27 protein-coding genes are annotated in these 26,537 nt (G+C 60.9%); 22 read left to right on the top strand and 5 right to left on the bottom strand.

Annotated elements, in window-relative coordinates; all coding sequences use genetic code 11:
* Nucleotides 1-38 precede the first annotated feature (38 nt).
* The 14 genes from AMM41_RS02265 to AMM41_RS02200 all read left to right on the top strand — a co-directional run bounded on the left by AMM41_RS02265 (nt 39) and on the right by AMM41_RS02200 (nt 11,693).
* Complete coding sequence (locus AMM41_RS02265) at nt 39-536, top strand: hypothetical protein (protein WP_089952497.1); 498 nt, start codon at nt 39-41, stop codon at nt 534-536.
* Nucleotides 537-773: 237 nt separating this feature from the next.
* Nucleotides 774-1,256, top strand: coding sequence for a zeta toxin family protein (locus AMM41_RS02260; protein ID WP_089952495.1), 483 nt, complete (start codon nt 774-776; stop codon nt 1,254-1,256).
* Between the two features lie 250 nt (nt 1,257-1,506).
* Nucleotides 1,507-1,965, top strand: a complete 459-nt coding sequence (locus tag AMM41_RS02255) for a DUF6088 family protein (protein WP_368664954.1) — start codon at nt 1,507-1,509, stop codon at nt 1,963-1,965.
* A gap of 36 nt (nt 1,966-2,001) precedes the next feature.
* Nucleotides 2,002-2,901, top strand: coding sequence for a nucleotidyl transferase AbiEii/AbiGii toxin family protein (locus AMM41_RS02250; RefSeq protein ID WP_089952493.1), 900 nt, complete (start codon nt 2,002-2,004; stop codon nt 2,899-2,901).
* 76 nt (nt 2,902-2,977) lie between these two features.
* On the top strand, nt 2,978-3,439 hold the full coding sequence (locus AMM41_RS02245; RefSeq protein ID WP_089952491.1) for a hypothetical protein: 462 nt from the start codon (nt 2,978-2,980) through the stop codon (nt 3,437-3,439).
* Between the two features lie 218 nt (nt 3,440-3,657).
* The gene (locus AMM41_RS02240) at nt 3,658-3,981 is read left to right on the top strand and encodes a type II toxin-antitoxin system RelE/ParE family toxin (RefSeq protein ID WP_089952489.1); all 324 of its coding nucleotides are present in this window, start codon (nt 3,658-3,660) and stop codon (nt 3,979-3,981) included.
* On the top strand, nt 3,978-4,316 hold the full coding sequence (locus AMM41_RS02235; RefSeq protein WP_228769053.1) for a helix-turn-helix domain-containing protein: 339 nt from the start codon (nt 3,978-3,980) through the stop codon (nt 4,314-4,316). The genes AMM41_RS02240 and AMM41_RS02235 overlap by 4 nt, the downstream gene beginning before the upstream one ends.
* Nucleotides 4,317-4,439: 123 nt before the next feature.
* Nucleotides 4,440-4,871: a ubiquitin family protein gene (locus tag AMM41_RS02230; protein ID WP_089952487.1), complete on the top strand. Its 432-nt coding sequence runs from the start codon at nt 4,440-4,442 to the stop codon at nt 4,869-4,871.
* A 278-nt stretch (nt 4,872-5,149) separates the two neighbouring features.
* Nucleotides 5,150-5,932: a type I phosphoribosyltransferase gene (locus tag AMM41_RS02225; protein WP_199233425.1), complete on the top strand. Its 783-nt coding sequence runs from the start codon at nt 5,150-5,152 to the stop codon at nt 5,930-5,932.
* Between the two features lie 278 nt (nt 5,933-6,210).
* Complete coding sequence (locus AMM41_RS02220) at nt 6,211-7,146, top strand: Rpn family recombination-promoting nuclease/putative transposase (RefSeq protein ID WP_089952484.1); 936 nt, start codon at nt 6,211-6,213, stop codon at nt 7,144-7,146.
* A 431-nt stretch (nt 7,147-7,577) separates the two neighbouring features.
* A complete protein-coding gene (locus AMM41_RS02215; RefSeq protein ID WP_089952657.1) occupies nt 7,578-8,144 on the top strand; it encodes a LemA family protein in 567 nt (188 codons plus the stop codon).
* Nucleotides 8,141-9,121 (top strand): TPM domain-containing protein, encoded by a 981-nt coding sequence (locus tag AMM41_RS02210; protein ID WP_228769052.1) that lies wholly within the window; start codon nt 8,141-8,143, stop codon nt 9,119-9,121. The genes AMM41_RS02215 and AMM41_RS02210 overlap by 4 nt, the downstream gene beginning before the upstream one ends.
* 1 nt (nt 9,122) lies before the next feature.
* The gene (locus tag AMM41_RS02205; protein ID WP_089952482.1) at nt 9,123-9,668 is read left to right on the top strand and encodes a TPM domain-containing protein; all 546 of its coding nucleotides are present in this window, start codon (nt 9,123-9,125) and stop codon (nt 9,666-9,668) included.
* A 954-nt stretch (nt 9,669-10,622) separates the two neighbouring features.
* Nucleotides 10,623-11,693 carry a DUF6352 family protein gene (locus AMM41_RS02200; protein WP_089952478.1) on the top strand — a complete coding sequence of 357 codons (1,071 nt, stop codon included), beginning with the start codon at nt 10,623-10,625 and terminating at the stop codon, nt 11,691-11,693.
* Nucleotides 11,694-12,715: 1,022 nt separating this feature from the next.
* On the opposite strand, the gene AMM41_RS02195 is transcribed toward AMM41_RS02200, so the two are convergent.
* From AMM41_RS02195 to AMM41_RS02175, 5 genes are read right to left on the bottom strand one after another with little or no spacing between them, the layout of a single operon-like run.
* On the bottom strand, nt 12,716-14,098 hold the full coding sequence (locus tag AMM41_RS02195) for a formimidoylglutamate deiminase (RefSeq protein ID WP_089952475.1): 1,383 nt from the start codon (nt 14,096-14,098) through the stop codon (nt 12,716-12,718).
* A gap of 9 nt (nt 14,099-14,107) precedes the next feature.
* Nucleotides 14,108-14,719, bottom strand: a complete 612-nt coding sequence (locus AMM41_RS02190) for a HutD/Ves family protein (protein WP_089952473.1) — start codon at nt 14,717-14,719, stop codon at nt 14,108-14,110.
* 4 nt (nt 14,720-14,723) lie between these two features.
* Nucleotides 14,724-16,904, bottom strand: coding sequence for a TRAP transporter permease (locus tag AMM41_RS02185; protein WP_089952471.1), 2,181 nt, complete (start codon nt 16,902-16,904; stop codon nt 14,724-14,726).
* A gap of 10 nt (nt 16,905-16,914) precedes the next feature.
* The gene (locus AMM41_RS02180; protein WP_089952468.1) at nt 16,915-17,406 is read right to left on the bottom strand and encodes a DUF1850 domain-containing protein; all 492 of its coding nucleotides are present in this window, start codon (nt 17,404-17,406) and stop codon (nt 16,915-16,917) included.
* Nucleotides 17,403-18,374 (bottom strand): TAXI family TRAP transporter solute-binding subunit, encoded by a 972-nt coding sequence (locus tag AMM41_RS02175; RefSeq protein ID WP_089952466.1) that lies wholly within the window; start codon nt 18,372-18,374, stop codon nt 17,403-17,405. Before AMM41_RS02175 ends, AMM41_RS02180 begins: the two co-directional genes overlap by 4 nt.
* 183 nt (nt 18,375-18,557) lie before the next feature.
* Between AMM41_RS02175 and AMM41_RS02170 the strand changes: the two genes are divergently transcribed.
* The 8 genes from AMM41_RS02170 to AMM41_RS02135 all read left to right on the top strand — a co-directional run bounded on the left by AMM41_RS02170 (nt 18,558) and on the right by AMM41_RS02135 (nt 26,477).
* The gene (locus AMM41_RS02170) at nt 18,558-19,562 is read left to right on the top strand and encodes a LysR family transcriptional regulator (protein ID WP_089952653.1); all 1,005 of its coding nucleotides are present in this window, start codon (nt 18,558-18,560) and stop codon (nt 19,560-19,562) included.
* Nucleotides 19,563-19,663: 101 nt separating this feature from the next.
* A complete protein-coding gene (locus AMM41_RS02165) occupies nt 19,664-20,848 on the top strand; it encodes an NAD(P)/FAD-dependent oxidoreductase (RefSeq protein WP_089952463.1) in 1,185 nt (394 codons plus the stop codon).
* Between the two features lie 122 nt (nt 20,849-20,970).
* Nucleotides 20,971-21,369: a thioredoxin family protein gene (locus AMM41_RS02160; protein WP_089952461.1), complete on the top strand. Its 399-nt coding sequence runs from the start codon at nt 20,971-20,973 to the stop codon at nt 21,367-21,369.
* A 14-nt stretch (nt 21,370-21,383) separates the two neighbouring features.
* Nucleotides 21,384-22,112, top strand: coding sequence for a cytochrome c biogenesis CcdA family protein (locus AMM41_RS02155; RefSeq protein ID WP_089952459.1), 729 nt, complete (start codon nt 21,384-21,386; stop codon nt 22,110-22,112).
* A 118-nt stretch (nt 22,113-22,230) separates the two neighbouring features.
* Nucleotides 22,231-23,490 (top strand): ABC transporter substrate-binding protein, encoded by a 1,260-nt coding sequence (locus tag AMM41_RS02150; protein ID WP_089952457.1) that lies wholly within the window; start codon nt 22,231-22,233, stop codon nt 23,488-23,490.
* On the top strand, nt 23,466-25,196 hold the full coding sequence (locus tag AMM41_RS02145) for an ABC transporter permease (RefSeq protein ID WP_228769051.1): 1,731 nt from the start codon (nt 23,466-23,468) through the stop codon (nt 25,194-25,196). Before AMM41_RS02150 ends, AMM41_RS02145 begins: the two co-directional genes overlap by 25 nt.
* Nucleotides 25,193-25,870, top strand: a complete 678-nt coding sequence (locus AMM41_RS02140; RefSeq protein WP_089952455.1) for an ATP-binding cassette domain-containing protein — start codon at nt 25,193-25,195, stop codon at nt 25,868-25,870. Before AMM41_RS02145 ends, AMM41_RS02140 begins: the two co-directional genes overlap by 4 nt.
* On the top strand, nt 25,863-26,477 hold the full coding sequence (locus AMM41_RS02135) for a CDP-alcohol phosphatidyltransferase family protein (RefSeq protein ID WP_089952452.1): 615 nt from the start codon (nt 25,863-25,865) through the stop codon (nt 26,475-26,477). Before AMM41_RS02140 ends, AMM41_RS02135 begins: the two co-directional genes overlap by 8 nt.
* Nucleotides 26,478-26,537: the final 60 nt, after the last annotated feature.

Below are 26,537 nucleotides of genomic sequence, written 5' to 3'. Positions count from 1 at the left end.
CCACTGACTTGCATCAACCCCAACAACGAACACAGCCCATGCACACCGGTTTCTCTGAACAGCTTGCATCGCCTGGCTTGACAGAGACGGGCGTTGCCGCAGCGATCAACGCGATCTCTGAGGTGTCCAGCGAATTGCCACTCGCACCCGAGGTCTGCCTGCCTGCTACCGAGTCGAGCACCTATTCGCTCAGCTTCGGCCAGAGCCTGGACCTGACCACCGTGCTCAAGGACATGAGCTTCAACGGCATCGTCAAGGGCCTGGAGCAAGTGGACATGGCCACCGACACCAGTGCCAACAAGGTGTCGCTGACCTTGGCCGATGTGCTGAGCATGCCGTCCACCAACGGTGTGTACAAGCTGGTGTTGTCTGGCGCTGCCAACGACAAGGTCATGCTGACCGAAGGCGAGTGGACCGATACCGGCACCGTGGTCAACCAAAACGGCCAAACCTACGCCGTCTACAACGGCACCACCGACCCGTCAGCACAACTGCTGATTGACCAGCAAATGCTGCAGTCTCACCAGACCAGCTAAACCAAAAAGGGCCGCCACAAGCGGCCCTTTTTTTGTCAGTCGCTCCGCGATGCTTTGTGTCTTTGTAGGAGCCCACCCTGTGGGCGATTGCCTTCATTGCCTTTGTGGGAGCCCACCCCTGTGGGCGATTGCCCGCCATAGCGGTGTGCGAAAAATCGCCCACAGGTGTGGGCTCCTGCAAACACTCGGTCCGCGTGTGATGCCTTTTACGGTAAATTGTGGAAACAGGGGGCAGCAATGATTCAAACGAACGAGGAAGTGCAAGCACAAGCGCTGGCTTATGCCAAATCACACCGCACGCGCATTGCCCGTGAAAGAACAGATTTGCACAAGTTTCCAAGTGAAGAGCGGCCCGTTTCGCTTTTTATGGCAGGCTCTCCTGGTGCGGGTAAGACCGAAGCATCCATGGAGTTGTTGAGTGAGTTTGATTCGATTCTTCGCATAGACCCGGATGATTTGCGTGTGGAGTTTCCTGCCTATGAAGGCTCGAACTCTTGGTTATTTCAGGGGGCCGTGGCATTGTTGGTTGAGCGTATACATGACCGAGCCTTGGTCCAAGGGCAGAGCTTTTTACTTGACGGAACTTTGTCGAATTACGCAGTGGCAGAGAAAAATATAGAACGTTCGCTCAAACGTGGACGTTTGGTGCAGATTCTGTATGTGTATCAAGAGCCCGCTTTTGCATGGCAGTTGCCGACTCATATTGAAGTCAAATGTTAAAACGTAAGCCCCAAAATCTCCCCTCAGTTGTTGAAACACCTTTTGCAAGGTTTTTCCGCAGTGCTACGCCAGAAGAAAAGGCAGAGGTTTATGCCCGTGTGATGCAACGCGCAACCCAGCGCCAATTGGACATCATCAACTCTGCAAGCAAAGCTCCTTTGCCCGCTCAGCGTTGAGCCTTTGCCTTTGTAGGAGCCCACCCTGTGGGCGATGGTTTTGAGAATGAAAAAGCCGATTTGTTGTATAGTGAATGAGCATTGTTTGCATCACTTCGGGGGCCCTCATGAGCCGATACAGCTTGAAAGACAGGATGGTTCGTTCGCTTGCTTTGCGCAAAGGAGAGGTGGTCATGCGTGTCGATTTCGAGCGCATGGGCAGCCCCAGTCAGATCAGCCGTGTGCTCAAGCAGCTGTTGGCCGATGGCAAGCTGGTGCGTTTGGGTTATGGCACGTATGCCAAGGCGCGGCCCAGCAGTATCTCGGGCAAACCTGTGCCGCGTGTGTCGCTTGAAGAGTTGGCGCAAGAGACGTTTGAGAAACTGAATGTCCCCGTCACCTTGGGCCGTGCCCAGCGTGCTTATGTCGAACGGCGCACCACGCAAATTCCGGTGCGCACCACATTCGACACGGGCGATCGCCGCATTTCCCGCAAGATCACAGTCGGTATCAGCACGGTGCGTTATGAAAACAATTACAGCGCAAGAGCATAAAAAATTCTGGATATTCGCAACGAATCGCTGTCGTCGTTGCCTCCTGGAATATTCGAAAAAGACCTGCTCCTGACCCAGGCGCTTCGCCACTTGGCCAGCACGGACAGCGATGGCATGGGCTTGGTGTTTTGCGGCGGGACATGCCTTTCCAAAGCGCACAGGCTGATTGATAGGATGTCGGAAGATGTCGATTTCAAACTCGTTGTGCCCGAGGGTTTGTCGCGCACGGCCCGCAGCAAGCGGCTCAGTCAGTTCAAGAGGCGGGTGGTGCTGGTGTTTCAGGAGGCGGGTTTTCATGTGCCGCCAGAGCAGGTCGTGGCGCGTGACGAGAACAGTTATGTGGCGATGAATTTGTTGTACCAGAGCCGTTTTTCGCCCGTGGCCAGTCTGCGCACCGAGATCAAGGTTGAGTTCAATGCGCGTCCACCAGTTCTGCCCACAGCGCCTTTGCCCATCCGCTCTATGCTCGATGAATTGATCGCAGGCTCTGCAGAGGATTTCCAGATCGAGTGCATCAGCGTTGAGGAGACCTTGGCCGAAAAGGTGTTGTCTTTTTTGCGTCGCACGGCAGAGGTGAGGGCAGGGCGCAATCGCGATGAATACGACGACCGTTTGGTGCGCCATCTGTACGATGTGCGGGCCATTGTGGCGCACCACGAACGCTTGATAAACGCGCCGCCGCATGCGCATTTTGCGGCACTGGTGGCGGGCGATGCTGCGCAATACCGCAACCAGTACCCCGAGTTTGAGCTGGACCCTGTTGGCCAGATGCGCGATGTGCTCCAAGCACTTCACGCGCAACCAGATGGTTTTGAGCGTGACTATTTGCAGTTTGTAGACGAGTTGGTTTTTGGCGAAACGGTGTCTTTTACAGAGGCTAGATCGGTTTTTTCTGAATTAGCAGACCAATTGCTCGGCAGCATGCATTCGCTGTGAGATTGGCCGTCAAGCATGTCCTCAAAAAATCACATCTATACAAGATGTGATTTTTGTCCTCGTAGCAGCTCACCCCGTGGGCGATGGTTCCTGCGCCGAAGGCGAAATGGTTAACGACACCATCACCCCCGAAGACGTGGCTGCCGCCATTGCCGCGTGCCCCACCGCCGCCGAGTCGAGCGTCTATTCGCTCAGCAACGGCCAGAGCCTGGACCTGACCACCGTGCTCAAGGACATGAGCTTCAACGGCATCGTTAAGGGCTTGGAGCAAGTGGACATGGCCACCGACACCGCCGCCAACGTGGTGTCCCTGACCCTGGCCGATGTGCTGAGCATGCCGCCCACCAACGGTGTGTACCAGCTGGTGTTGTCTGGCGCTGCCAACGACAAGGTGATGCTGACCGAAGGCGAGTGGACCGATACCGGCAACGTGGTCAAACAAAACGGCCAAAACTACGCCGTCTACACCGGCACCACCGACCCGTCAGCGCAACTGCTGATTGACCAACACATGCTGCAGTCTCACCAGACCAGCTAAACCAAAAAGGGCCGCCACAAGCGGCCCTTTTTTTGCGGTGTGGGAGCCCACCCTGTGGGGGATTGGCGTGCCATGGCGGTATGCGTGAAATAGCCCACAGGGGTGGACTCCTACAACCAGCCACTTTGGTGATGTTTTCATTGGTGCGTATGCCAAGACTTAAGCCGCCAACTCTGAACTGAGCTTGGATTTTTATAACATCTATGTTATTATGAAATATGACGTATCAGCTTGAATATTTCAACCTCAACGCTCAAATGTCGATCGAGGCTTGGCCCGATGGGTTGAAGGCTCGTTATTTGGCTTTGTTGATTCGGATGACTGAGTTTGGTCCTGACATAGGTATGCCGCACACCAGAGCGATGGGTGATGGCTTGTTTGAGGTGCGAGCCAAAGCGGTCGAAGGTATTGGCCGTGCCTTTTATTGCACGATGGTGGGTAAACGAATCGTGATCTTGCATGGGTTTATCAAAAAGACAGATAAAACACCCGCGAAAGAACTCAGGATTGCGCGTGAACGACTGAAGGAGTTAAAGCGATGAAAGCAACGCAGCGAGATGACATGACTTATGCGCCTGTTCCTTTTGACCCGAAGGCGCAGGCGGCGCAGTTGCGAAAGACCAGTCCAGTCTTTGCCGATGCCTGGGATCAGTTGAGCGATGAATTTGAAGCGCTGGATCAGTTGCTCATGGCCCGCAAGCGCGCAGGACTGACGCAGGCGCAGGTGGCCGAGTTGATGGGCGTTAAACAGTCCGCGTTGGCACGTGTGGAGTCAACGCTGGCCTCCAAAAGCCATCCGCCCTCGTTGACGACGTTACGCAAATATGCCCAAGCCTTAGGCTGCAAGCTTGAGTTGAAGATGGTTCCGCAGGTTTGACTGCAGATCAATGGTCAAGCCTTGACCTAAGCTGCCTTCGCAGGAGCCTGTCTGGAAGCGATTGGCTCCGTGTCTTTGTAGGAGGCTACCCTGTGGGCGATTGGTTGCTACGCCGAAGGCGAAATGGGTAACGTCACCATCACCCCCGAAGACGTGGCCGCCGCCATTGCCGTGTGCACCAGCGCTGCCGAGTCGAGCGTCTATTCGCTCAGCAACGGCCAGAGCCTGGACCTGACCACCGTGCTCAAGGACATGAGCTTCAACGGCATCGTCAAGGGCCTGGAGCAAGTGGACATGGCCACCGACACCGCCGCCAACGTGGTGTCCCTGACCCTGGCCGATGTGCTGAGCATGCCGCCCACCAACGGTGTGTACCAGCTGGTGTTGTCTGGCGCTGCCAACGACAAGGTGATGCTGACCGAAGGCGAGTGGACCGATACCGGCAACGTGGTCAACCAAAACGGCCAAAACTACGCCGTCTACACCGGCACCACCGACCCGTCAGCGCAACTGCTGATTGACCAACACATGCTGCAGTCTCACCAGACCAGCTAAACCAAAAAGGGCCGCCACAAGCGGCCCTTTTTTTGCGGTGTGGGAGCCCTTGTGGGAGCCCACCCCGTGGGCGATTGCCTTCATTGTCTTTGTAGGAGCCCTTGTGGGAGCCCACCCCTGTGGGCGATTGGTTTTGTTGTGGGAGCCCACCCCGTGGGCGATTGCCTTGCCTTGATGGGATGCGCGGAATCGCCCACAGGGGTGGGCTCCTACAAACAACCTCACTTGATCACCCGCATAAGGGCGTGGGGGTTTTTCGCGATAATGAAACACACTCCGTGGAGACCATCATCGTTTCATTACAAGATACGAACCAACCAGATGTGAGGCTTTTCGCTATTCCTGCGAATGCGCCTGTGGTCTGGTTGTTTGATGTGGACCAAGCGTTAAAGACGCATCCTGCCTATGTCAATGCCAAAGCTGGTGATTGGCGGAGCGCGTTGACATTGGTTTCTGATCTCGCTTTGGCAGGTGTTTATGCAAACCGTCATAAGTTTGCCCGTGATTGCATTTTTGTGGCGCCCTTTGCGCGAGAAGCCAGTGGCGATAACGCGATTCCTCAAGTGTTGGCTGAAGTTTGTGCCGTGGTTTTCGGAGCGACGGCTGACCAAACGATTATTCAGGTGACGAAGGTTTACCATACGGGTGCAGACGCGATGGAGCGCTTGGCCCTGCGCCCAGAGTTTGATGGTGTAGTGCAACCCGGCAAGCGCTATGTTTTGGTGGATGATGTGACCAGTTTGGGAGGAACCTTGGCTGAGCTCGGTCATTACATCCAATTAAAAGGTGGCATTGTTGCGGGTATTTTTGTTTTGGTAAATGCGGGAAGATTGAAATCTTTTTCACCAGATAGACAAACACTCAAACTATTGGAACAGAGGTATGCAAATGAACTCATTGAAATCTTTGGCATCAAAGCCAGTGCTCTCACCGCCAACGAAGCCCGCTATCTTGTCGGATTCCGTTCGGCTGACGAAATCCGAAATCGACTCGTTAAGGCAAAACAAGAAATTGATATCCGATTACGTTCAAAAGGAATTCCAGGCGTCTTTGGGTGCTAAGTTGGCGTTGCTGCAACAAACTGCTTAAGCTAGAAACACCTTCCGTAAGTTTTTCCCGTACCCTTTGGCTGATTGGTTTCTTTGTGGGAGCCCACCTCATGGGCGATGGTTCCTCTGCAGTGCGCATACCCAGACATTTTTTGTAGGAGCGACGCCCCCGTCGCGAAAAGCCCCGCAAACCACCCCCATCGCCCCGAGTGCGGGGCTCCTACAAAATGGAGGCAAGCCCCGCGACTGCCGCCCTAAAATGTCAGAGTTGCCCTAACCCCTCACCGCCCATGCCCACCCGCTACCTAGACCCCAAAGTGGACCTCGCTTTCAAACGCGTGTTTGGTGAGCATGAGCACCTGTTGCGCAGTTTTTTGAACGCCTTGCTGCCCCTGCCCGACGATGGCCAGATTGAAAGCTTGGAGTACTTGACGCCCGAGCAAGTGCCCGAGTTGCCGGGTTTGTTCAAAAACTCCATTGTCGATGTCAAGTGCAAAGATGTGCGGGGTCGCACCTTCATTGTCGAGATGCAAATGCTGTGGAGCACCAGCTTTGAGCAACGCATTTTGTTTTCTGCCAGCCAGGCTTATGTGAAGCAACTGCACGCGGGCCACAATTACGCCAGCTTGCAGCCGGTGTACGCCTTGGCGTTGACCAGCCAGGTGTTTGATCGGGCCACACCCGAGTATTACCACCACTACCAGATTGTTCGCCAGCACGAGCCACGTCGGGTGTTGGAGGGTTTGGAGTTTGTGTTCATCGAGTTACCCAAGTTCGCCCCCCAAAGCCGCACCGACAAGCGCATGCAGGTCAAGTGGTTGCGCTTTATGAGCGAAGTGGGAGAGACCTCGGGCAGCAAACCCGATGCAGACACCAGCTGGCGCGAAGACCCCGACATTGCCCAGGCCCTGGAGTTGGTTGAGGCAGCCGCGTTTACCGAGCAAGAGCTGGAGGCGTACCACATCCAGATTGACAAGGCGCGCATTGAATCAACGGTGCTGGAGGATGCACGGGCAGAAGCCAAGGCAGAGGGCAAGGCAGAGGGCAAGGCAGAGGGCGAAGCTTTGGGTATTGCAAAGGGCAAAGCAGAGGGCAAGGCCGAAGGCGAAGCCGCAGCCAAGGTCCAAATGGTTCGTGCCATGCACGCCAGCGGCCTAGACTTGGTGCAAATCGCACAAATCACAGGCTTGAGCCGCCAACAAATTGACGATTTGCTGGTGCCATGATGGATGCACCGAGGTTGTAGGAGCGACGCCCCCGTCGCGATCACCCCCGCAAACCACCAACAATCGCCCCGAGAGAAGGGCTCCTACAAAATGCAACTTGCCCCCTGTAGGAGCGACGCCCCCGTCGCGATAAAGCCTCGCAAACCCCCAAGAATCGCCCCGAGGGCAGGGCTCCTACAAAATGCAGGGTTGCTTGTAGGAGCGACGCCCCCGTCGCGATCACCCCCGCAAACCCCCAAGAATCACCCCGAGAGCAGGGCTCCTACAAAATGCAGGCAGGAAAAGCCTCACAAAACAACCCTTATCTCCAGAGAGCAGGGTTTCGGTGATGGGGCGTTCATGCGTTAAGCTTTTCGTTTTAGTCAAGCTTGGAGAGATGTCTTATGCAACCATTTTCAACCCGTGCCAACCGCGTCAGGGCTTGGCTGGCCATGTTTGTGGTGACGTCAGCCTTGACCGGTTGTGGTTACAACGATTTTCAGCGTCTGGATGAGCAGACCACTTCGGCATGGTCCGAAGTGCTCAACCAATACCAGCGCCGCGCCGATTTGGTGCCCAACATCGTGGCCACGGTCAAAGGCGAGGCCAATTTTGAGCAGGAAACGCTGACCAAGGTGATTGAGGCACGCGCCAAGGCCACCAGTTTTCAGATCACTCCCGAGGTGCTGACCAATCCGCAGGCGATGCAGCAGTTTCAGGCCATGCAGGGCCAACTGTCCAGCGCCCTGTCGCGTTTGATGGTGGTGTCCGAGCAATACCCCAACCTCAAGGCCAACCAGGGTTTTGCGGATTTGCGTGTGCAGCTCGAAGGCACTGAAAACCGCATCACGGTGGCGCGCAACCGCTACATTGCCGCCGTCAAGGATTACAACGTCTTGGCCCGCAGCTTTCCGACCAACTTGACGGCCAAAGTGTTCGGCTACGCGCCCAAGGCCAATTTCGCGGTGGCCAATGAAGCGGCCATCAGTGCGCCGCCCAAAGTGGATTTCGGCAAGTGAGCTTGCCCCCTGTGATGTTCCCCATGCCCATGGGTGGTCGTGCTCGTTGGGGCTTGAGCAAGGGTCTGACAAGGCTGTGGCTGTGTGCCGTGGTTTGGGCCGCCATGTGCTTGTCGCCCGCGTGGGCGCAGGCGCTGGTGCCTGTGCCAGCCCTCACCGCTCGCGTGATGGACCAGACCGGCACGTTGGCCGTTGCCGATGTGGCCGCCCTTGAGCAGCAACTCCAAACCTTTGAGCAGCAACGCGGCACCCAGATCGTCGTGCTGCTGCTGCCCAGCACTGCGCCTGAAGACATCAGCGACTTCACCCAGCGCTTGGGCGATGCCTGGAAAATCGGTCGCCGCCAGGTGGGCGACGGTGTGTTGCTGGTGGTGGCGCTCAATGACCGCCGCTTGCGCATTGCCCCGGCCAAGGCACTCGAAGGCGCGGTGCCCGACTTGGCGGCCCAACGCATCATTGACCAGGTGATCACGCCCGCTTTTCGTCGAGGGGATGTGGCGGCAGGCTTGCGTGAAGGATTGACGCACCTGCAGGCCCGCATTGAGGGCGAGGCTTTGCCCTTGCCTGGCACGGGTGCTCAACGAGCCCAACGCAGCGAAGGCGACGAGGTGGATTGGCTGAACTTGGCGGTTTTGTTGCTGGTGGCCTTGCCTGCCGTGGCGGGCGTGTTGCGCCGGGTGTTGGGCCAGCGAGTGGGCGCATTGGCCACTGGTGGCGTGGTGGGCGTTTTGGTTTGGAGCGTGACGGGTCTGCTTTGGCTGGGAGGCATCGCCGCCTTGTTGGGCTTGATGTTGGCGCTGTTCATGCAGGCACTGCCCAGCGCGGCTGTGCGCCGCAGCCAGGGGCGTGGTGGTGACTTATCCGGCTGGGGTGGCGGGCGTGGCCACTCAGGCACTTGGGGTGGTTCGGGCGGCGGTGGGTTTTCGTCGGGCGGTGGTGGTGATTTTGGGGGCGGTGGTGCCTCCGGGAGATGGTGACATGCACGAATCGCTGATGACCCATGGGGCGCGTTGGTGGCGACACCGCTGGATGCCCGAGCGTGCCGCCGAGCGGGCGGTACCACCGGCCATGGCCGAGCAACTGCAGGCCCGGGTGAGTGCGAGCGAAGCGAGGCACAGTGGTGAAATTGTGGTGTGCGTCGAAGCTGCCTTGCCCAACAAGGACCTGTGGCGGGCGGGGCGCGAAGCCCCCTTGCCTGTGGTGATTCGTGAGCGGGCACTTTTTTGGTTTGGTCAATTGCGCGTTTGGGACACCGAACACAACAACGGCGTGTTGATCTATCTGCTTTTGGCTGAGCGCTGCGTCGAAATCGTGGTGGACCGTGGCATCAGCCGTCATGTGGCGGATGAACACTGGCAATCGGTGGTCCAAGCTTTGGGCCAGCACTTGCAAAGCGGCGACTTTGAAAGTGGCCTGACACAGGCGCTGCAAGAAGTCTCGGCGCTGCTGGTCGAACACTTTCCCCTGCAGCCCGATGACGTGAACCCCAACGAGCTGAGCAACCGAGTGGTTTGGGTCGATTGAACCGTCCCATTTGCAGGTGAGATGTCCATTGGCAGGAGCCCCGCCCCCGGGGCGATGGGGTGGTGATCTGCGAGGCTTATCGCGACGAGGGCGTCGCTCCCACAATCCCTGTAGGAGCCCCGCCCCCGGGGCGATGGGGTGGTGGTCTGCAAGGCTTATCGCGACGAGGGCGTCGCTCCCACAATCCCTGTAGGAGCCCCGCCCCCGGGGCGATGGGGTGGTGGTCTGCGAGGCTTGATCGCGACGAGGGCGTCGCTCCCACAATCCCTGTAGGAGCCCCGCCCCCGGGGCGATGGGGTGGTGGTCTGCGAGGCTTATCGCGACGAGGGTGTCGCTCCCACAATCCCTGTGGGAGCCCCGCCCCCGGGGCGATGCGGTGGTGGTCTGCGAGGCTTCATCGCGACGAGGGCGTCGCTCCCACAATCCCTGTAGGAGCCCCGCCCCCGGGGCGATGCGGTGGTGGTCTGCGAGGCTTCATCGCGACGAGGGCGTCGCTCCCGCAATCCCTGTAGGAGCCCCGCCCCCGGGGCGATGGCTGGTGGTCTGCAAGGCTTATCGCGACGAGGGCGTCGCTCCCACAATCCCTGTAGGAGCCCCGCCCTCGGGGCGATGGGGTGGTGGTCAGCGAGGCTTATCGCGACGAGGGCGTCGCTCCCGCAATCCCTGTAGGAGCCCCGCCCCCGGGGCGATGCGGTGGTGGTCAGCGAGGCTTATCGCGACGAGGGCGTCGCTCCCAAAATCCCTGTAGGAGCCCCGCCCCCGGGGCGATGGGGTGGTGGTCTGCAAGGCTTGATCGCGACGAGGGCATCGCTCCCACAATCCCTGTAGGAGCCCCGCCCTCGGGGCGATGGGCGTTGGATTGTGAGGGCGTCATCCAAAAGCCAACGACCTGTCAAGCACAATCGCCATCACCATCGCCACAGGGGAGCGCGAAGGTCAAACAAAAGGTAAGCCATGCACAACTTCTGGACCGCTTGCGGTCACCAACACCTGAGGCGCGACACGCGCGGCTGGATGAGCGCGACGCCCGACTATTGGCGTTTGTGGTTGCAGCGTCCCGAGCTGGCGCTGGTGCCCGAATCGTGTCAAGCTGAAAAGCGTTTGCACAAGGCCTTGTTGGACAACCCCTTGGTGCAGGTCGCGCCCGCGCAATTGAGTGCATTCAAGGACGACGATGCGCGGGAAAACTACCAACTGTTCTTGCGTTTTCGGGACGACGTGCAAGCTGCGGGTTCGCTGGAATCGGCTTACATGGCTTGGCAGCACAGCGGCCATATTCAGCTGCCCCCGCTCTTCATCGATCTGGTGGTGCAAGCCATCGTGTGCAATGTGCTGGACGATGTGGAGGACGCTTGGGTCTGGCGTGCGGCCGAGCTGCTGTTCCGCCGCCAGCGCATCACCGTCGAAGGTGGCCGCGTGTTGTCGGGCGACAGCGAGACTTTGGACAGTCTCAAAGCCACAGGCGGTTTGGGCGAGATGGGGCGTTTGTTGATGGAGGGCGGTGCCACGCTCAAGGCGGTCGATGTGAAGGTGCTGCACACGGACAATGCCGAGCGCTATTTTGCGCAGCGCGAGGGCTTGGGCCGCTACGCCTTTTTGCTCGACATGACGCATGAACTGCAAAACCAATTGCCGCACGGTTTGATTCTGAGCATGGTCAACGCCCGCTCAGGCCTTAAGGCCTTGTCGGTGGTGCTGGCGCGTTGGGTGCAACACTTCCTGGGCGTGGCGGTCAGCATCGAGCCCTTGCAAAAGGTGGACGATTCGGCCTGGCGCTGGCATGTGGGACTGGACGTGACCTCGACCGCTTTGCTCAATGACCTGTACCAAGGCACCGAGCTGTCAACCCAGCGCCAACAGCAACTCATCAGCCTGTTCAAACTGCGCTTTGACAACCCGCAAGACATGCGTGCCGATGTGCAGGGCAAGCCCGTTTATTTGGGCCTGGCCATGAACGAGCAGGGTCTGCTCAAACTCAAACCGCAAAACCTCCTGCTCAATTTGCCACTGGCTCGTGAGGTCTAACAAGCCGCTACTGCGATGTTTGAAGTGTTGGCACAGCAATCCCTGTAGGAGCCCCGCCCTCGGGGCGATTGTGGGTAGTTTGCGAGACTTTTCGCGACGGGGGCGTCGCTCCTGCAAGGGAGATGCCCCGCATTTTGTAGGAGCCCCGCCCTCGGGGCGATGCTTGGTGGTCTGCAAGGCTTATCGCGACGGGGGCGTCGCTCCTACAAGGGAGATGCCCTGCATTTTGTAGGAGCCCCGCCCCCGGGGCGATGGGGTGGTGGTCTGCAAGGCTTATCGCGACGGGGGCGTCGCTCCTACAAGGGAGATGCCCTGCATTTTGTAGGAGCCCCGCCCCCGGGGCGATGGGGTGGTGGTCTGCAAGGCTTATCGCGACGGGGGCGTCGCTCCTACAGGAGAGATGCCCCGCATTTTGTAGGAGCCCCGCCCTCGGGGCGATGCTTGGGGGTGTGTGAGGCTTATCGCGACGGGGGCGTCGCTCCTACAAGGGAGATGCCCCGCATTTTGTAGGAGCCCCGCCCTCGGGGCGATGCTTGGGGGTGTGCGAGGCTTATCGCGACGAGGGCGTCGCTCCTACAAGGGAGATGCCCCGCATTTTGTAGGAGCCCCGCCCTCGGGGCGATGGGGTGGTGGTCTGCGAGGCTTATCGCGACGGGGGCGTCGCTCCTACAAGGGAGATGCCCTGCTTTTTGTAGGAGCCCCGCCCCCGGGGCGATGGGGTGGTGGTCTGCGAGGCTTATCGCGACGGGGGCGTCGCTCCTACAAGGGAGATGCCCTGCTTTTTGTAGGAGCCCCGCCCCCGGGGCGATGGGGTGGTGGTCTGCGAGGCTTATCGCGACGGGGGCGTCGCTCCTACAAGGGAGATGCCCTGCATTTTGTAGGAGCCCCGCCCCCGGGGCGAATCTTGGTGGTCCACAAGGCTTATCGCGACGAGGGCGTCGCTCCCACAATTCCTGTGGGATTCCCGCCCCCACACAAAGCGTTCTTGAAACATCATCGGCCGGATCAAACACAAGCCGCCATCAGGCTTGCAGCAGGTCGCGGCGCGCTTGCACCAGCCCCGCCATGGCCTCGTCGTGCAAGGCGTGTCGGCCGTGTTGCACCAGCAACTGACCACCACACCAGACCTGTGCCACGGCACTTTGCCGACTGCTGGCAAACACATGGCTGGCCAGCATCTGGTCTGGAGACAAGCCCGCCAAGGCCGGGTGTTGGGCATCGAGCACGATGAAGTCGGCCTGCTGCCCCACCGCCAGCCCGGCCACGGGCCGAGCCGCCGCTTGCGCGCCACCGGCCACCGCCCCTTGCCACAGGGCCTGGGCCACGTCCGGTTGCTGCGCGTGGGCCGCCACATTGCGTTGCCGCAAAGACAGGCGTTGGCTGTATTCGAGCAGCATCAGGTCTTCGGCCGGGTTCACCGCAATGTGGCTGTCCGAGCCAATGCCCCAAGCGCCTTGGTGGTTTTGCCAGGTCTTGAATTCAAAAATGCCGTCGCCCAGATTGGCCTCGGTGCTGGGGCACAGACCGGCCACGGCACCCGAGGCAGCAGCCCGCTGGTATTCGTTTGCGTCCATGTGCGTGGCGTGCACCAGGCACCAGCTGGCATCCACGGGCGCATGGTCCAGCAGCCAGGCCACCGGGCGCTGTCCTGACCAGGCCACACAAGCGTCGACCTCGGCCGTTTGTTCGGCAATGTGGATGTGGATGGGTGCGCTGGCGTCCAGCGCCTTCAGCCCCGTGAGCACCTCGCGCAGGCTCTCGGGCGTCACCGCCCGCAAGGAGTGCGGCGCCAGCCCCAGCCGGGTCGATTGCGCATCGCAAGCGGGCTGCAAGCGTTCAAGCAGGCGCAGCATGGCCTCGGTACTGTGGATGAATCGGCTTTGTCCCGCGGTGGGTGCCCCCCCGCCAAAGCCGCTGTTTTGGTAGAGCACGGGCAGCAGTGTCATGCCGATGCCCGTGCGCTGGGCGGCGCGCAGCAGGCTGAGCGACATCTCGGCCGGGTCGGCATAAGCCTGTCCGTGGGCGTCGTGGTGCAGGTACTGAAATTCGCAAACGCTGGTGAAACCCGCCTCCAGCATCTCGACATACAGGCCCGTGGCAATGGCCTCCAGCTGCGCGGGGCCGAGTTGGGCGGCAAATCGGTACATGAGCTGTCGCCAGCTCCAGAAGCTGTCTTGCGCGTGGCTGCGGTACTCGGTCAGCCCGGCCAAGGCCCGTTGAAAAGCATGCGAGTGCAAATTGGGCATGCCCGGCAGCACCGGCCCTGCGGCGCGTGGCACTTGGGGGGGAGTGGCCTGCCCTGCCTCCATGGCCTGCCATTGACCTTGGGCGTTCCATTGCAGCAAGACATCGCGGGCCCAGCCCCCGGGCAACAAGGCGTGTTCGGCAAACAGCTGGTGGTGCATCGTGGTGTTTCAGTGTGGGGTGGGGGTGAAACGAACGGCCAGCAGGGCCGCTAGCGGATCTGAGTCGGTGCATTGGCATGACCAGCCCTGCGTGTCGCCCTGCCACCAAAGCCCTGTTTGCGGTGCAATGGCGCGGGGCTGGACCTCTGCCCTGTCGGTGTCAGAGGTCTGCACCTGCCATGCGCCCTGAATGGCCATCAGCAAACCGGCCGGGGCGGGCAGCAAAGTCTCTCGACGACGCAACACGCGCACCTCGGCCTGGCACACACCACGGCGCGTCATCACATTGAAGTCGTGGCAGTCCCCGTTCAGCAAGCGCCCATGGACAGCGGCATCGCCTGAAAAGGCAAAGGGCTGCAAAGGCGTGTCCAGCGCATGCAAGACGCTGCCGTCGGCGCTGCTCAAATGCACGCCGCCGCCTTCGAGCAAGGTGATGACCCGGTCCACCCCTGCGAACACTGAAAAATCACCGTCGCGGGCAATGTGCGCAATGCTGATGCGCCAGTCGAAGTCCTGCATGTTGGCGCTGGGCGGGTGGCACGCGATTTCGCGCGTCACGCCGCCGCCGTTTTTCCAGGTGCTGGCGTGCAGTTGGGCGCGTTCAAACAAATGGATGGCCATGGCATCAGGCCGTTTGCGGCAAGGGGCGGCTGTGCCACAGCAAGATCAGCAGCACCCCAGGAATGGCCACCGCTGCCGCCACCGGGTTGGCAAACACCAGCGACAAGGACAGCGCATTGAGCAGCCAGAAAAAGGGTTTGCCAATGGGGCGCGCCACAAAGCCGGTGTAGGCCGCCCCCAAACCCATCACGGCAACGATGGCGCAAGCCGTGGCAAGCAAGAAAGAAGGCCATGTGAAGTCGATGAACAGCAAAGCGGGCGTGTAGACAAAAGCAAAGGGCACCAGCGCCTTGCCCATGGACAGCCTGAAAGCCGTCATGCCCGTGCGCATGGGCTCGCTGCGGGCAATGCCCGCCGCGGCAAACGCGGCCAAGGCCACAGGCGGTGTCACATCGGCCAGCACACCGTAGTAAAAGACAAAGAAGTGTGTCGCCAGTTGCGGCACCCCCAGGCCTGCCAGCGCCGGGGCAACGATGGCGGCCAGGATGATGTAAGTGGGCGTGGTAGGCACGCCCGAACCCATGATGATGCAAGCGGCTGCGGTGAACAGCAGGCCAAACAAAATGGTCACTTGCTTGAGATCAAGCCAGTTGAACACGTCCAGCACCATGAACATTTGCGCGGCCAGCCCCGACACATCGATCACCCAGGCCGAGAACTTGAAGCCCATGCCGGTCAGCGTGGTGATGCCCAGCACAAAGCCCACGCAGGCACACGCTGCGCCAATGCCCAGGGCGGCTTTGGCGCCCATCTCGAAGCCCTGCACCAGTGCTTGCGGCCCCACGGCCATGCCCGTCATGTTTTTGCCCAACGGCCCCATCAAACGGGGAATCCACGAGCAGGCCACGGTCAGGGTGATGCCCCAAAAGGCGGCCAAGAAAGGCGTGAACTGCATCAACAACAGCGTGACCATGACCACGAGCGGAATGAACAGGTGCCATGAACTTTTGAGCACCCAGCTGAGCGAGGGAATGTCTTTCGGGTCCATGCCCTGCAGCTTCAATCGCTTGGCTTCCAGGTGCACCATGAACAAGATGGCAAAGTAATGCAGCAGGGCCGGAACAATCGCCACCAAGATCAAGGTGTTGTACGGAATGCCCAAGGTCTCGGCCATGATGAACGCCGCAGCGCCCATGATGGGCGGGGTGATCTGGCCACCGCAAGAAGCCGAGGCCTCCACCGCCCCTGCAAAGCGCGGCGAAAAGCCAACTTTTTTCATCAGCGGAATCGTCATGACGCCGGTGGTCACGGTGTTGGCAATGGCCGAGCCAGAGATCATGCCGAACAGGCCCGAAGACACCACACTGACCTTGGCCGGCCCGCCGGAAAAACGCCCCGCCGCAATGGTGGCCAGGTTCACAAACAACTGCCCCAACCCGGTCAGTTGGGCCATGATGCCAAACAGCACAAAGTGAAAAACAAAGGTGGCGACCACGCCCACCGGGATGCCGTAAATGCCTTCCGTGCCTTTGTACAAATGGGCCACGATGCGCGACAGGCTGTAACCCCGGTGCGACAAACCGCCCGGCAGATAAGGCCCCAGCAAGCCGTAAAAAATCGCCGCAATCGCCAGCAGCGGCAAGAAGATGCCCATGGTGCGCCGCGTGGCCTCGATCACCATGGCAATGGCGATCACGCCCATCATCAGGTCCAGAGGCGTGTGCTGGCCGGGGCGCTCAATGTAGATGTGCTGAAAAAACACCAAGAGGTAGAGCGAAAAGCCTGAAGCCAGCGCCGCAAACACCCAGTCGCGCCACGGAATGTGGCTGTGGCTGCCATCGAAATGTTTGAACGGCAAGGACAAACCAGCCAAGGCCACCAGCACCGCCAGGAAGGTGTAGCGCATGGCGTCGGGGATGGGGTCGGAGATTTTGCCGAGCAAACTCCAGCCCATGAACAGGTAAAAGCCCACCAGCCCGATGGACACGGTCCACTCCCAATGGCCGGGCAATCGTTTTTGACGCGGAAACACCAGAAAGCACAACCCCAGCACCACCGACAAGTGGATGGCGCGGTGCGCGATTTCGTTGTGCAGGCCAAAACCGGCGGTGTAAAAGTGCCAGGCCGACAGACCTGCGCACAAGACCATCACGACTTTGGCACTCCAGCCGGCCAAGCGGCGGAAACTCGATTCGGGGTCAAACTGCTCGATCAGGCGATCAATTTCTTCTTGGCTGGTACTCATGGGTTGTCCATCATGGCAAAGGGCAATTTTCAGCCCGCATTTCAATTGATTTGGGGCTCAGCTGGCCCAGTAAAACTTCGCGTCCATCGGCCAGCACCACACGCATCGACTGGGCGGGCAAAGGCAAAACCACCAAAGGATCGACCACCCGGTCCAGCAGCAAACGCCAGCCCGCGCCATGGCGCAGCAGGCGCTCGCCCGGCCCGGCCGCCGATGGCAGGCCGTAGCCTTCACCTTCAAAGCGTTCTTCGACCAAGTGCGCTCGCCAGCCCTGTGCGCTGTGCCGCCAGACATAGCGGTCCAGCACGGGGGTGCCCAGCACCGAGTGGGTGAAGGCCACATCGGCAGCGGGTTGCGCCGGGTTCAGGGGCAAGCGGGTCAGCGCCAGGCCGCTGCGGTGTTCGGTCAGCACCAGCTCGCAAGCGAGCGCAGCCCCAGGTGCTGCCCATGCGCAGGCCACCAGCGCCCACGCCACCAGGGCGAGGCGCTTGGGGTCTGTCACTTGGCGATGCCTTTTTCCTTGAAGTAACGCAAGGCACCGGGGTGCAGGGGCACGCTGGCCACGGCGGTGGCGGTGTTCAGGTTGATGTTTTTGCCCTGCACATGCACCTGGCCCATGATGGTGGTGTTCTCATACAAGGCCTTGGTCACTTCGTAGGCCACGTTCTCGGGCACACCATCGTGTGTGGCCCAAATGGCCATCACCGCCAGCGTGGGCACGGCGGCAGTCTGGCCTTTGTAGCTGTTGGCGGGCAGCTGCACCTGGGTGTAGTAAGGCTGCTCCTTGAGCAAGGTGGCCACTTCGGGGCCCGACAGCGGGATGATCTTCAGGGCGTGGCTTTGTGCAAAGTCGGTCACCGCCGCCACGGGCACACCGCCCGTGATCAAGGTGGCGTGCAAGTTGCCGTCCTTGATCTTGTCCACCGCTTGGGTGAAGGAGGAGCTGTCTTCTTTCACATCGGTGCGGGCCATGCCGTGCACTTTGAGCAGGTCGGTCACCAACTGGTACTGACCGGAGCCGGGCGCACCCGAGGAAATGCTTTTGCCCTTGAGGTCCTTGACGCCGTTGATGCCCGAGTCGGCGCGGGTGATCAGCTGCACGGTCTCGGGGTACAGCGCACCCAGGGCACGCAGATTCTTCAGGGGCGCATTGGCAAACTGGGCTTTGCCGTTGTAGGCCGCATCCAGAATGTCGGCCGCCACAAAGGCCGACTCGATGTCCTTGGTGCCCAGCAGTTTGGCGTTGCCCACCGAAGCGCCTGCGGCTTCAGCGGTGGCGGTGATTTTCCTGCCGTCGACCGTGGCCTTGTTGGAAATCAGTTGGGCCAGCATGCCGCCCAAGGGGTAATACGTGCCACCCGTGCCGCCCGTGGCGATGCCGAAAAACACGCGTTGTTGGGCCATGGCGGCCCCCGAGAGAACGGCTGCAGAGGCCACCAGTGTCAAGACCAGTCGGCGATTGAGTTTCATCGGTTTTCCTTTGTGAAGAGGGGGTTCGGTCAAAATGTCAGCAAAGGCCTTTTGCAACAGGCATCCAACGCTTCGCAGTCGTACAGTGTGGGCTGTAAAGCCTGGGCAGGCCAAGCCTTCGCCAATTCTGATGCTGAGCATCAGAAAAACCAATACAGACCGGCCCTGCCGCGCAAGCTTACGATGAAAAAACGTGCTTCAGACAAAGTGGTCCCCCCCTCCTGGGAACAGCTGGGCAGCTGGGTGGCTTTGGTGGAAACCGGCTCCGTGTCGGCGGCGGCGCAGCGGCTTGGCATTTCCCAGGCGGGCGTGTCTCAACATGTTCGTCAACTGGAGGAGTCGCTGGGCGCCTCACTGCTGGACCGGGCCACACGGCCAGCCCACCCCACGGCTTCGGGGCAGCGTCTGTACGAGCAAGCGCGTGACCTGCTCTCGCGGGCCAGCCACATGACCGAGACGGTGCGCGCCCTGAGCCGCAGCAAAAGGAGCTTGTTGCGGCTCGGCTGTGTGGACTCCTTTGCCGCCACGATTGGCCCACAAATGGTGCGGGGCCTGGCTGGGCGCGTGCAGCGGTTGCGTCTGGTGTCGGGCATCAACCCGGGACTGGCTGAGCAGTTTGACAACCACCAGTTGGACGTGCTGATCACGACCGACGACCCCAAACCCGCCGCCGGGCGTGAATGTCTGGCCTTGTTTTCAGAACAGTTTTTGTTGGCCGTGCCCTCGCACTTCAAGGTGCCGCCTCTGGCGTCTTTGCACCAGCTCAGTGGTCTGCGGCCCTTCATGCATTACAGCACCCGCTCCAAAATGGGGGCGCTGGTGGATGCCTACCTGGCCCGCCACGACCCCGACATCGAGCAGGTGTTTGAATTTGACGCCACCGACCCTTTGCTGAGCTTGGTGCGTGAAGATTTGGGCATCGCCCTCACAACCCCTTTGTGCCTGTGGCAATCGCGCTACCACGCCATGCACCTGAAGTGTGTGCCCCTCACAGCCTTGCGGCATCAGGGCCAGGCTTATCCGCCCCTGCAGCGCACTTTCTACATGGTGTACCGGCCCGACGAATTGGGCCCCCTGGCCCAGGACATTGCGGCCATGGTGCGGGTGGCGGTGCGTGAATTGCAGCGCGAATGGGGGAGTGCGCTGAACCTCCCCGCCAACTTGCTCAGCGTGAACGAAGACCGCTGAAGCCATCAGCGCCAAGGCTGATGCTGATGATCAGCCAATGCAAAACTGATGCACGAATCGGCCATGCGCCTTAGGCTGGTGTTCCACAACAGGAGTGCGATGTGAGTTCATGGGATGCAATCGTGATCGGGGCGGGCGTGATCGGCACCTCGGTGGCCTACAACCTGGCGGCCTTGGGGGCTCAACGTGTGCTGGTGCTCGAGCGCGATCAGATTGGCGCGGGCACCACCTCACAGTCCAGCGGCATTTTGCGCACCCACTATTCGGTGGTGGAAAACATGGCGCTGGCGCAGCAGTCCTGGTCGGTGTTTGAAAACTTTGCCGAACACCTGCAAGACGAAGACGCCAGTGCAGGCCTGGTGCGTTGCGGTTATTTGATCGCCTCGCCCGAAGGCCCCAAGTTGGCCCCCTTGCGCGAGGCCCTGGCCGCACAAGAGGCGCGAGGCATTGCGCTCAGCAGGCTCAGCCCCCAAGAGGCCAGCGAACGCTTGCCCATCTGCCGTTTTGACGATGCCGCCTTGATCGGCTTTGAGCCCGATGCGGGCTTTGCCGATGCGTATCTGGTGGCCACCAGCTACGCGCGCGCCGCCCGCAGGCGCGGGGTCAAGTTCATGGAAGGCGAAAGCGCCACGCGTTTGCTGCTGCAGCAAGGCCGCGTCAGTGGCGTGGAAACGGCCAGCGGTGTGTTCCATGCGCCCGTGGTCATCAGCACACAAAACATCTGGGCGCATGAATTGGCCACATGGACGGGCATTCAGGTGCCATTGACGCCCGAGCGGCACAAGGTCATGTCGCTCGAAGGCCCCGAGGCCTACACCTATGCCATGCCGGTCTACAAAGACCTGGGCTCGCCCGGCATGCTGTATTGCCGCAGCTATGGCGGGCGGCAGATGCTGGTGAGCGAGGGCACGGCCGGAGAAAGCCTGAGCGGCCCAGACAACACGCAAGGCGATATCTCCATGGACGATGTGGCGCACTTGGGCGAGCAGGTGGCAGACCGCTTTCCCTCGTTTGCCGAAGCGGGTCTGGCCTCGTCATGGACCGGGGTGTACGACGTGACCCCTGATTGGAACCCGGTGCTCGGCGGTGTGAACGAGGTCCCGGGTCTGGTGGTGGGTTTTGGTTTTTCGGGCCACGGCTTCAAGCTCTCACCCGCCGTGGGCCGGGTGCTGGCCCAGCAAGCCCTGGGCCTGCCCACCGATGTGCCCTTGGCCCCGTATGCCCTGGAGCGCTTCAGAACGGGGCAGTTGCTGCACGGCCGCTACGGTTCTGGCGCTGTGGCATGAACCAGGATGCCCACGGCCCGCTGCATACGGCCTGGGAAGCGTCAGTGTGAACCACCGAACAGAGTCTGTTCGAAAGTCCATTCACCCTGAGCCTTGGCAGGGCCTGATCAAGGAGAGTGGTCATGACAAAGTTTTGTGTGCATGGGGTGCTGGCCCTGTGCCTTCAAGGGGCCGGGGCGTCGTCCATGGCCATGGACATGGAGGCTTATACGCCGGAGGGCCTTCACAAAAGACAAAAGGCAGGCGAGGCGGTGTCCTTGTCCTTTTATGCGAAATGGTGCGCCACCTGCCTGATGCAGGAAAAAGTGTTTCACAGCTTCAAGGGTGACGCCAGTGTGCCTGGAACTTTGCTGGTGGTGGACTACGACAAGTCACGCAAGATCATGCAAAAACTCCATGTCCATGTCCATGTCCATGCCCAGTCCACCCTGATTGTCTACAAAGGTCATCTAGAGAGGCACCGGTCTGGCGGGTTGACCGATCCGCAGGCCTTGAAGCAGGCTTTGCTGTCGGCGCAGTGAGGCAGGGTGGTTCGATGAACTTGCCGCTTTCACACTGGGGCTTGAGCTGGCTGGCAGGCAACTTGAGCATCCTGTCGCCGTGTGTTTTTCCTTTGCTGCCCATGGTTCTGGGTGGCGTGGCCTCAAGTCACCGTTTTGGGCCCGTGGCCATGGGTGCAGGCATGGCGATGTCGTTTTCGGTGCTAGGCGTGGTGTTGGGTGCCCTGGGTCCGATGCTGGGGATCGACAGCGGGCATGTCCGCATCGTGGGTGCTGTGGTGTTGATGTTGTTGGGCGCGCTGGTGTGGTTGCCGTCTTCAAGCGAACGCTTCACCCAGTGGATGACGCCTGTGGCCAGCAAAGCCAACGCATGGGCAGCACGTTTGCGCAGCGAGAGCCTCAGCGGTGCATTCCTGCTTGGGGCCTTGATGGGTTTGGTATGGAGTCCTTGTTCCGGACCGTTGTTGGCTTCTGCTCTGATCATGGCGGCCAGTGAGTCAGGTGCCGGGTCCGGTTCGGTGGTGTTGGGCTTTTTCGGACTGGGCGCAGCCACGCCCCTGGTGGCGGCCGCCTATGTTTCCCGTCCGTTTTTTGACGCTGTGCGACAACGCGTGACAAGCCAGGGGGAGTGGGCCAAAAAGCTGCTGGGGGCAGTCATTTTTGCGAGCGGTTTGGCGGTGGCTTCTGGGGCCGACAAGTGGCTGGAAGCGCAGATCTTGCCCCTTTTGCCAGAGGGCTGGTTGAAGGTGGTGTCCCTGTTTTGACGGGTGGCTTCGAACGCTATTTCGAAAGACCTTGTGGTGACTGTGAATGTGTTTGATGGAGACAGGTCTCGGCTAAAGTCCACGCTGCTGACAACATTTTCAGATCTACCCTTTTTCCATGAACACGGCCATTCAACCGACAGACATTTCTTACCCGCATGCATCGATCTACACGGGTCGTCGTCAGGCATTGACCCTGGCCTGTGCCATGGCCTTTACTCCTTGGTGGGCCCGGGCTGCGACAACATCATCAGCAGCATGGACTGACACAGAACGCGCTGCCCGTGGCCAAACGGTGTACTTCAACGCTTGGGCTGGCAGCGAACGCATCAATGCCTACTTGCAATGGGCAGCGGCTGAGTTGCAGCGCGACTTTGGCGTGAAGCTGCAGCACGTCAAGATCAGCGATGCGGCCGATGTGGTCAAACGCATTCGCGCCGAAAAGCAAGCTGGCCGCAAAGACACCGAGGGCACGGTGGACCTGGTCTGGATCAACGGCGAGAACTTTGCCGCCATGAAGCAGGGTGGTTTGTTGTCTGCGCCCTTCGCACAAGCCTTGCCGAATTTCCAGTGGGTAGACACCGTGGGCAAGCCAACCACGCTGGTCGATTTTTCGGTGCCCACCGATGGTCTCGAATCGCCGTGGGGCATGGCCCAGCTCACGTTTTTTGCCGATGCCCAGCGTCTGCCTAAACCACCACAAAACATGGCCGAGTTGCTGGCCTTGGCCCGCAGCCAACCTGGGCGCATCACCTACCCACGCCCGCCCAACTTTCATGGCACCACCTTCGTCAAGCAGGCCTTGATCGAACACGCGCCGGACGTGAAAGCGTTGGCCCAGCCCGTGACGCCTGCGGCTTTGGCGGCGCAAGCCGCGCCGCTGTGGCGCTTTTTGGATACGTTGCACCCGCATTTGTGGCGCGGTGGCAAACAGTTCCCGCAAAACTCGGCGGCCGTGCGCCAGATGATGGCCGATGGTGAAATGGTGATGGCCTTGACGTTCAACCCCAATGAAGCGGCCAACGAGATCGCCGCCAAACGCCTGCCCGCCACGGTGCAGAGCTGGCAGTTCGCCAAGGGCACGATTGGCAACACCCACTTTGTGGCCATTCCGTACAACGCGCCCAGCAAAGCGGGTGCGCAGCTGGTCGCCAATTTTTTGTTGTCGCCCGCCGCGCAAGCGCGCAAGGCCGACATCGACGTTTGGGGCGACCCGACGGTGCTGGACGTGGCCCGCTTGCCTGCGGCTGAGCGTGCGCGTTTTCAATCGGCCTCACGTCCCGGGCAAGTCGCCGTGACGGCCCCCGTGCTGCCCGAGCCGCACGCCTCTTGGGTTGATGCACTCGAAAAAGAGTGGACCCGCCGTTACGGCGTGTGAGCTTCTTGCCCACCTTTTTGCTGGCCTTGATCGCTGCACTGCCCATGGGCTGGGCGCTGTGGGCGGCCGCTTCGCAAGCGCTGGATGTCAGCGCTTGGCAGGCCTTGTGGGCCGATCCGCAAACGCTGCATGCTTGGGGCATGACGCTGTGGACCGGGCTGGCCTCCACGGTGCTGGTGTGGTGGACCGTGGCGCGTTTGTTGGCCCATGGTTTCATTCGGCAGCAATTGGCCCGCTGGCTCACCCATGTGCCCACCTTGCTGGCCACGCCGCACGCGGCCATGGCCATTGGCTTGGTGTTGTGGCTTTCGCCCAGCGGCTGGGCTTTGCGCTTGGTGTCGCCGGGCTTCACGGGGTTTGACGCACCGCCGCCTTGGTTGACCACACAAGACCCGTGGGGCTTGGGATTGATTTTGGCGCTGTGGCTCAAAGAAGTGCCGTTTTTGCTGTGGGTGGCGGCCACGCAACTGCAACGCGAAGACCTGCGCCGACGATGGCAGGCTGAATTTGCACTGGCCCAAACTTTGGGCCACACGCCCACACAAGCTTTTGCCCAAGTGGTCTGGCCGCAGCTGGCACCGCGCTTGCGCTGGCCGCTGCTGGCGGTGTTGGCCTATGGCCTCACGGTGGTGGACATGGCACTCATCATTGGCCCTGCGACGCCACCCACTTTGGCGGTGCTGGCCTGGCAATGGCTGGGTGATGCCGATGCGGCCATGCAGGCGCAAGGCGCGGCAGCGGCGGGGTGGCTGACGGGCACGCTGCTTCTGGCGGGCGTGCTCACTGTGATGGCGTTGCGAGTGGTCGCTGCCATGCGCAAATTCGCGAGCAGGGGCTCGCTCCCACAGAGTCAGACGACGGATCGGGAGGGCTGGCTCCCACAGAATACCCCGACAGGGATTCTGCATTTTTGTAGGAGGCTGCCCCTGCGGCCGAATGCCATGTGGACCACCATCCTCACCACCTACGCCGCCGTCTGGTTCGCCCTGACCGTGGGCAGTGTCTCGGGCGTGTGGCCTTTCCCTCAAGTGTGGCCCGAGCTGTTCACGCTCAACGCCTGGCAACAAGTGTTCAACAGCGCGCGCACCTTGTGGACCACGCTGTGCCTGGGTGTGGCCTCGGCCAGTGTGTGCCTGGTTTGGTCGGTGGCCTGGCTGGAGCTGACACCGCGCCGCTGGCAACAGGCTTCGCGCCCATGGTGGTTGCTGCCGCTGGTGTTGCCTTCGGTGCTGTGGGTGGTGGGCCTCTACAGCGTGGCGCTGCAGTGGCGACTGGAAGGGCAGTGGCTGGGCCTGCTTTTTGCGCATGCGGTCATGGTGCTACCGTATGTGCTGTTGGCCTTGGAGCCCGCCTATTTGGCGGTCGATCCGCGCCAATCGGCTGTGGTGGCCAGCTTGGGTCAGGGCCGATGGACTGATTTGCTGCGCATCAAATGGCCGCTGCTCAAACGCGCCATAGCCTCGGCTTGGGCGGTGGGTTTTGCGGTCAGTGTGGCGCAGTATTTGCCCACCTTGTATGTGGGGGCAGGGCGCTTTGCCACGGTGACCACAGAGGCCGTGACGCTGGCGTCTGGCGCGCAGCGCTCGCTCATGAGCGCTTATGCCGCTTTGCAGATGCTCTTGCCCGTGTTGGCCTTTGCTTTGGCCGCTTACTTGGGCAGGCCACGCCAATTTGAGAAGATCGGGTCGATGAAAGACAACACATGAACGCGGGACTTCTGATCGACATCGAACGCTTGGGCACTGCGGCGCAGACCTTGGTGCAAGACCTGCACCTTCATGTGCCCGCAGGCGAGATCCTCACGCTCATGGGGCCGAGTGGTTGCGGCAAAAGCTCGGTGCTGGCCGCCACGGCGGGCACGCTGGCCAGCGTCTCCGAAGGTTTGCAGCCTTTGCAGTTTGACGGCCGCGTGCAGCTGAACGGCCGTGACCTCACCGCCTTGCCCACGCACCTGCGCGGTGTCGGCTTGGTGTTTCAAGATGCTTTGCTGTTTGCCCACATGACGGTGGCCGAAAACCTGCTGTTTGCGGTCCCCCGCGCCTTGCCGCTTGCACAGCGCCAGGCGTGTGTGCAGCAAGCGCTGCAAGAAGCTGAGCTGAGCGGTATGGGCGAACGCGACCCGTCCACGCTGTCGGGCGGGCAACGTGCGCGCGTGGCGCTCATGCGCGCTTTGTTGGCCGAGCCGCAAGCGCTGCTGCTCGACGAGCCGTTTTCCAAACTCGATGCCGCCTTGCGCGCCCAGCTGCGCCCGTGGGTGTTTGCGCATGTGCGCGAGCGGCGCATCCCGGTGGTGGTGGTCACGCACGACGAACAAGACGTGGCCGACCCGCAGCGCGTGGTGCACTTGCGCGCCACCGAAGAAGGTCCAGCCCATGTTTGACCGCCACGCCCAAATCCTCTTGCGCCCCGCGCTGAACGCTGCCGCACGCGGCTTGGTTCGCGCAGGCATCAGCGCGGACGCGTTGACTTGGTTGGGCTTCGCCATCGGCATGGCCGCCGCCGTGGCCATTGCGCTGCAAGCGTGGTGGTGGGGCTTGGCGCTGCTGCTGGCCTCGCGCTTGCTCGACGGCCTGGACGGCAGCGTGGCCCGCTTGACCCAGCCCACCGACGCAGGCGGCTTCCTAGACATCGCGCTCGACTTCGTGTTCTATGCCGCCATTCCCTTGGCCTTTGCAGTGGCCAACCCCAGCACCAACGCCCTGCCCGCCGCAGCCCTGCTGGCCAGCTTCATCGGCACCGGCAGCAGCTTTTTGGCGTTCGCCGCACTGGCCGAAAAACGCGGCCTGACGGACACTGCCTTGCCGGGCAAAAGCTTTTACTTCTTAGGGGGCCTGACCGAAGCCACCGAGACCATCGGCGTGTTTGTCGCCATGTGCATCTGGCCTGAACACTTTGCGGTGCTGGCATATGGGTTTGCGGCCCTATGCGGCATCACCACCGGGATGCGGGTGGTGTGGGGGTATTTCAGGTTGGGGTGCCTGCAGTAGCGGTCCGGTTGAACGAGGGGTTAGCCCTCTCTGCGCCTCGCTATAAGGGACTGCGGACGT

This window comes from Limnohabitans sp. 2KL-3, assembly GCF_001269405.1.
Taxonomy (GTDB): Bacteria; Pseudomonadota; Gammaproteobacteria; order Burkholderiales; family Burkholderiaceae_C; genus Limnohabitans_A.
The sequence above is the reverse complement of the archived record's forward strand: the minus strand, read 5'-3'. Positions and strand labels throughout refer to the sequence as shown.

What these genes read in the sequence shown, in the direction of transcription:
- AMM41_RS02265 (WP_089952497.1), top strand. Translation starts at nt 39, where the DNA reads ATGCACACCGGTTTCTCTGAACAGCTTGCATCGCCTGGCTTGACAGAG.
- AMM41_RS02260 (WP_089952495.1), top strand. Translation starts at nt 774, where the DNA reads ATGATTCAAACGAACGAGGAAGTGCAAGCACAAGCGCTGGCTTATGCC.
- AMM41_RS02255 (WP_368664954.1), top strand. Translation starts at nt 1,507, where the DNA reads ATGAGCATTGTTTGCATCACTTCGGGGGCCCTCATGAGCCGATACAGC.
- AMM41_RS02240 (WP_089952489.1), top strand. Translation starts at nt 3,658, where the DNA reads ATGACGTATCAGCTTGAATATTTCAACCTCAACGCTCAAATGTCGATC.
- AMM41_RS02235 (WP_228769053.1), top strand. Translation starts at nt 3,978, where the DNA reads ATGAAAGCAACGCAGCGAGATGACATGACTTATGCGCCTGTTCCTTTT.
- AMM41_RS02230 (WP_089952487.1), top strand. Translation starts at nt 4,440, where the DNA reads ATGGGTAACGTCACCATCACCCCCGAAGACGTGGCCGCCGCCATTGCC.
- AMM41_RS02220 (WP_089952484.1), top strand. Translation starts at nt 6,211, where the DNA reads ATGCCCACCCGCTACCTAGACCCCAAAGTGGACCTCGCTTTCAAACGC.
- AMM41_RS02215 (WP_089952657.1), top strand. Translation starts at nt 7,578, where the DNA reads ATGTTTGTGGTGACGTCAGCCTTGACCGGTTGTGGTTACAACGATTTT.
- AMM41_RS02205 (WP_089952482.1), top strand. Translation starts at nt 9,123, where the DNA reads ATGCACGAATCGCTGATGACCCATGGGGCGCGTTGGTGGCGACACCGC.
- AMM41_RS02200 (WP_089952478.1), top strand. Translation starts at nt 10,623, where the DNA reads ATGCACAACTTCTGGACCGCTTGCGGTCACCAACACCTGAGGCGCGAC.
- AMM41_RS02195 (WP_089952475.1), bottom strand. Translation starts at nt 14,098, where the DNA reads ATGCACCACCAGCTGTTTGCCGAACACGCCTTGTTGCCCGGGGGCTGG.
- AMM41_RS02190 (WP_089952473.1), bottom strand. Translation starts at nt 14,719, where the DNA reads ATGGCCATCCATTTGTTTGAACGCGCCCAACTGCACGCCAGCACCTGG.
- AMM41_RS02185 (WP_089952471.1), bottom strand. Translation starts at nt 16,904, where the DNA reads ATGAGTACCAGCCAAGAAGAAATTGATCGCCTGATCGAGCAGTTTGAC.
- AMM41_RS02175 (WP_089952466.1), bottom strand. Translation starts at nt 18,374, where the DNA reads ATGAAACTCAATCGCCGACTGGTCTTGACACTGGTGGCCTCTGCAGCC.
- AMM41_RS02170 (WP_089952653.1), top strand. Translation starts at nt 18,558, where the DNA reads ATGAAAAAACGTGCTTCAGACAAAGTGGTCCCCCCCTCCTGGGAACAG.
- AMM41_RS02160 (WP_089952461.1), top strand. Translation starts at nt 20,971, where the DNA reads ATGACAAAGTTTTGTGTGCATGGGGTGCTGGCCCTGTGCCTTCAAGGG.
- AMM41_RS02155 (WP_089952459.1), top strand. Translation starts at nt 21,384, where the DNA reads ATGAACTTGCCGCTTTCACACTGGGGCTTGAGCTGGCTGGCAGGCAAC.
- AMM41_RS02150 (WP_089952457.1), top strand. Translation starts at nt 22,231, where the DNA reads ATGAACACGGCCATTCAACCGACAGACATTTCTTACCCGCATGCATCG.
- AMM41_RS02140 (WP_089952455.1), top strand. Translation starts at nt 25,193, where the DNA reads ATGAACGCGGGACTTCTGATCGACATCGAACGCTTGGGCACTGCGGCG.
- AMM41_RS02135 (WP_089952452.1), top strand. Translation starts at nt 25,863, where the DNA reads ATGTTTGACCGCCACGCCCAAATCCTCTTGCGCCCCGCGCTGAACGCT.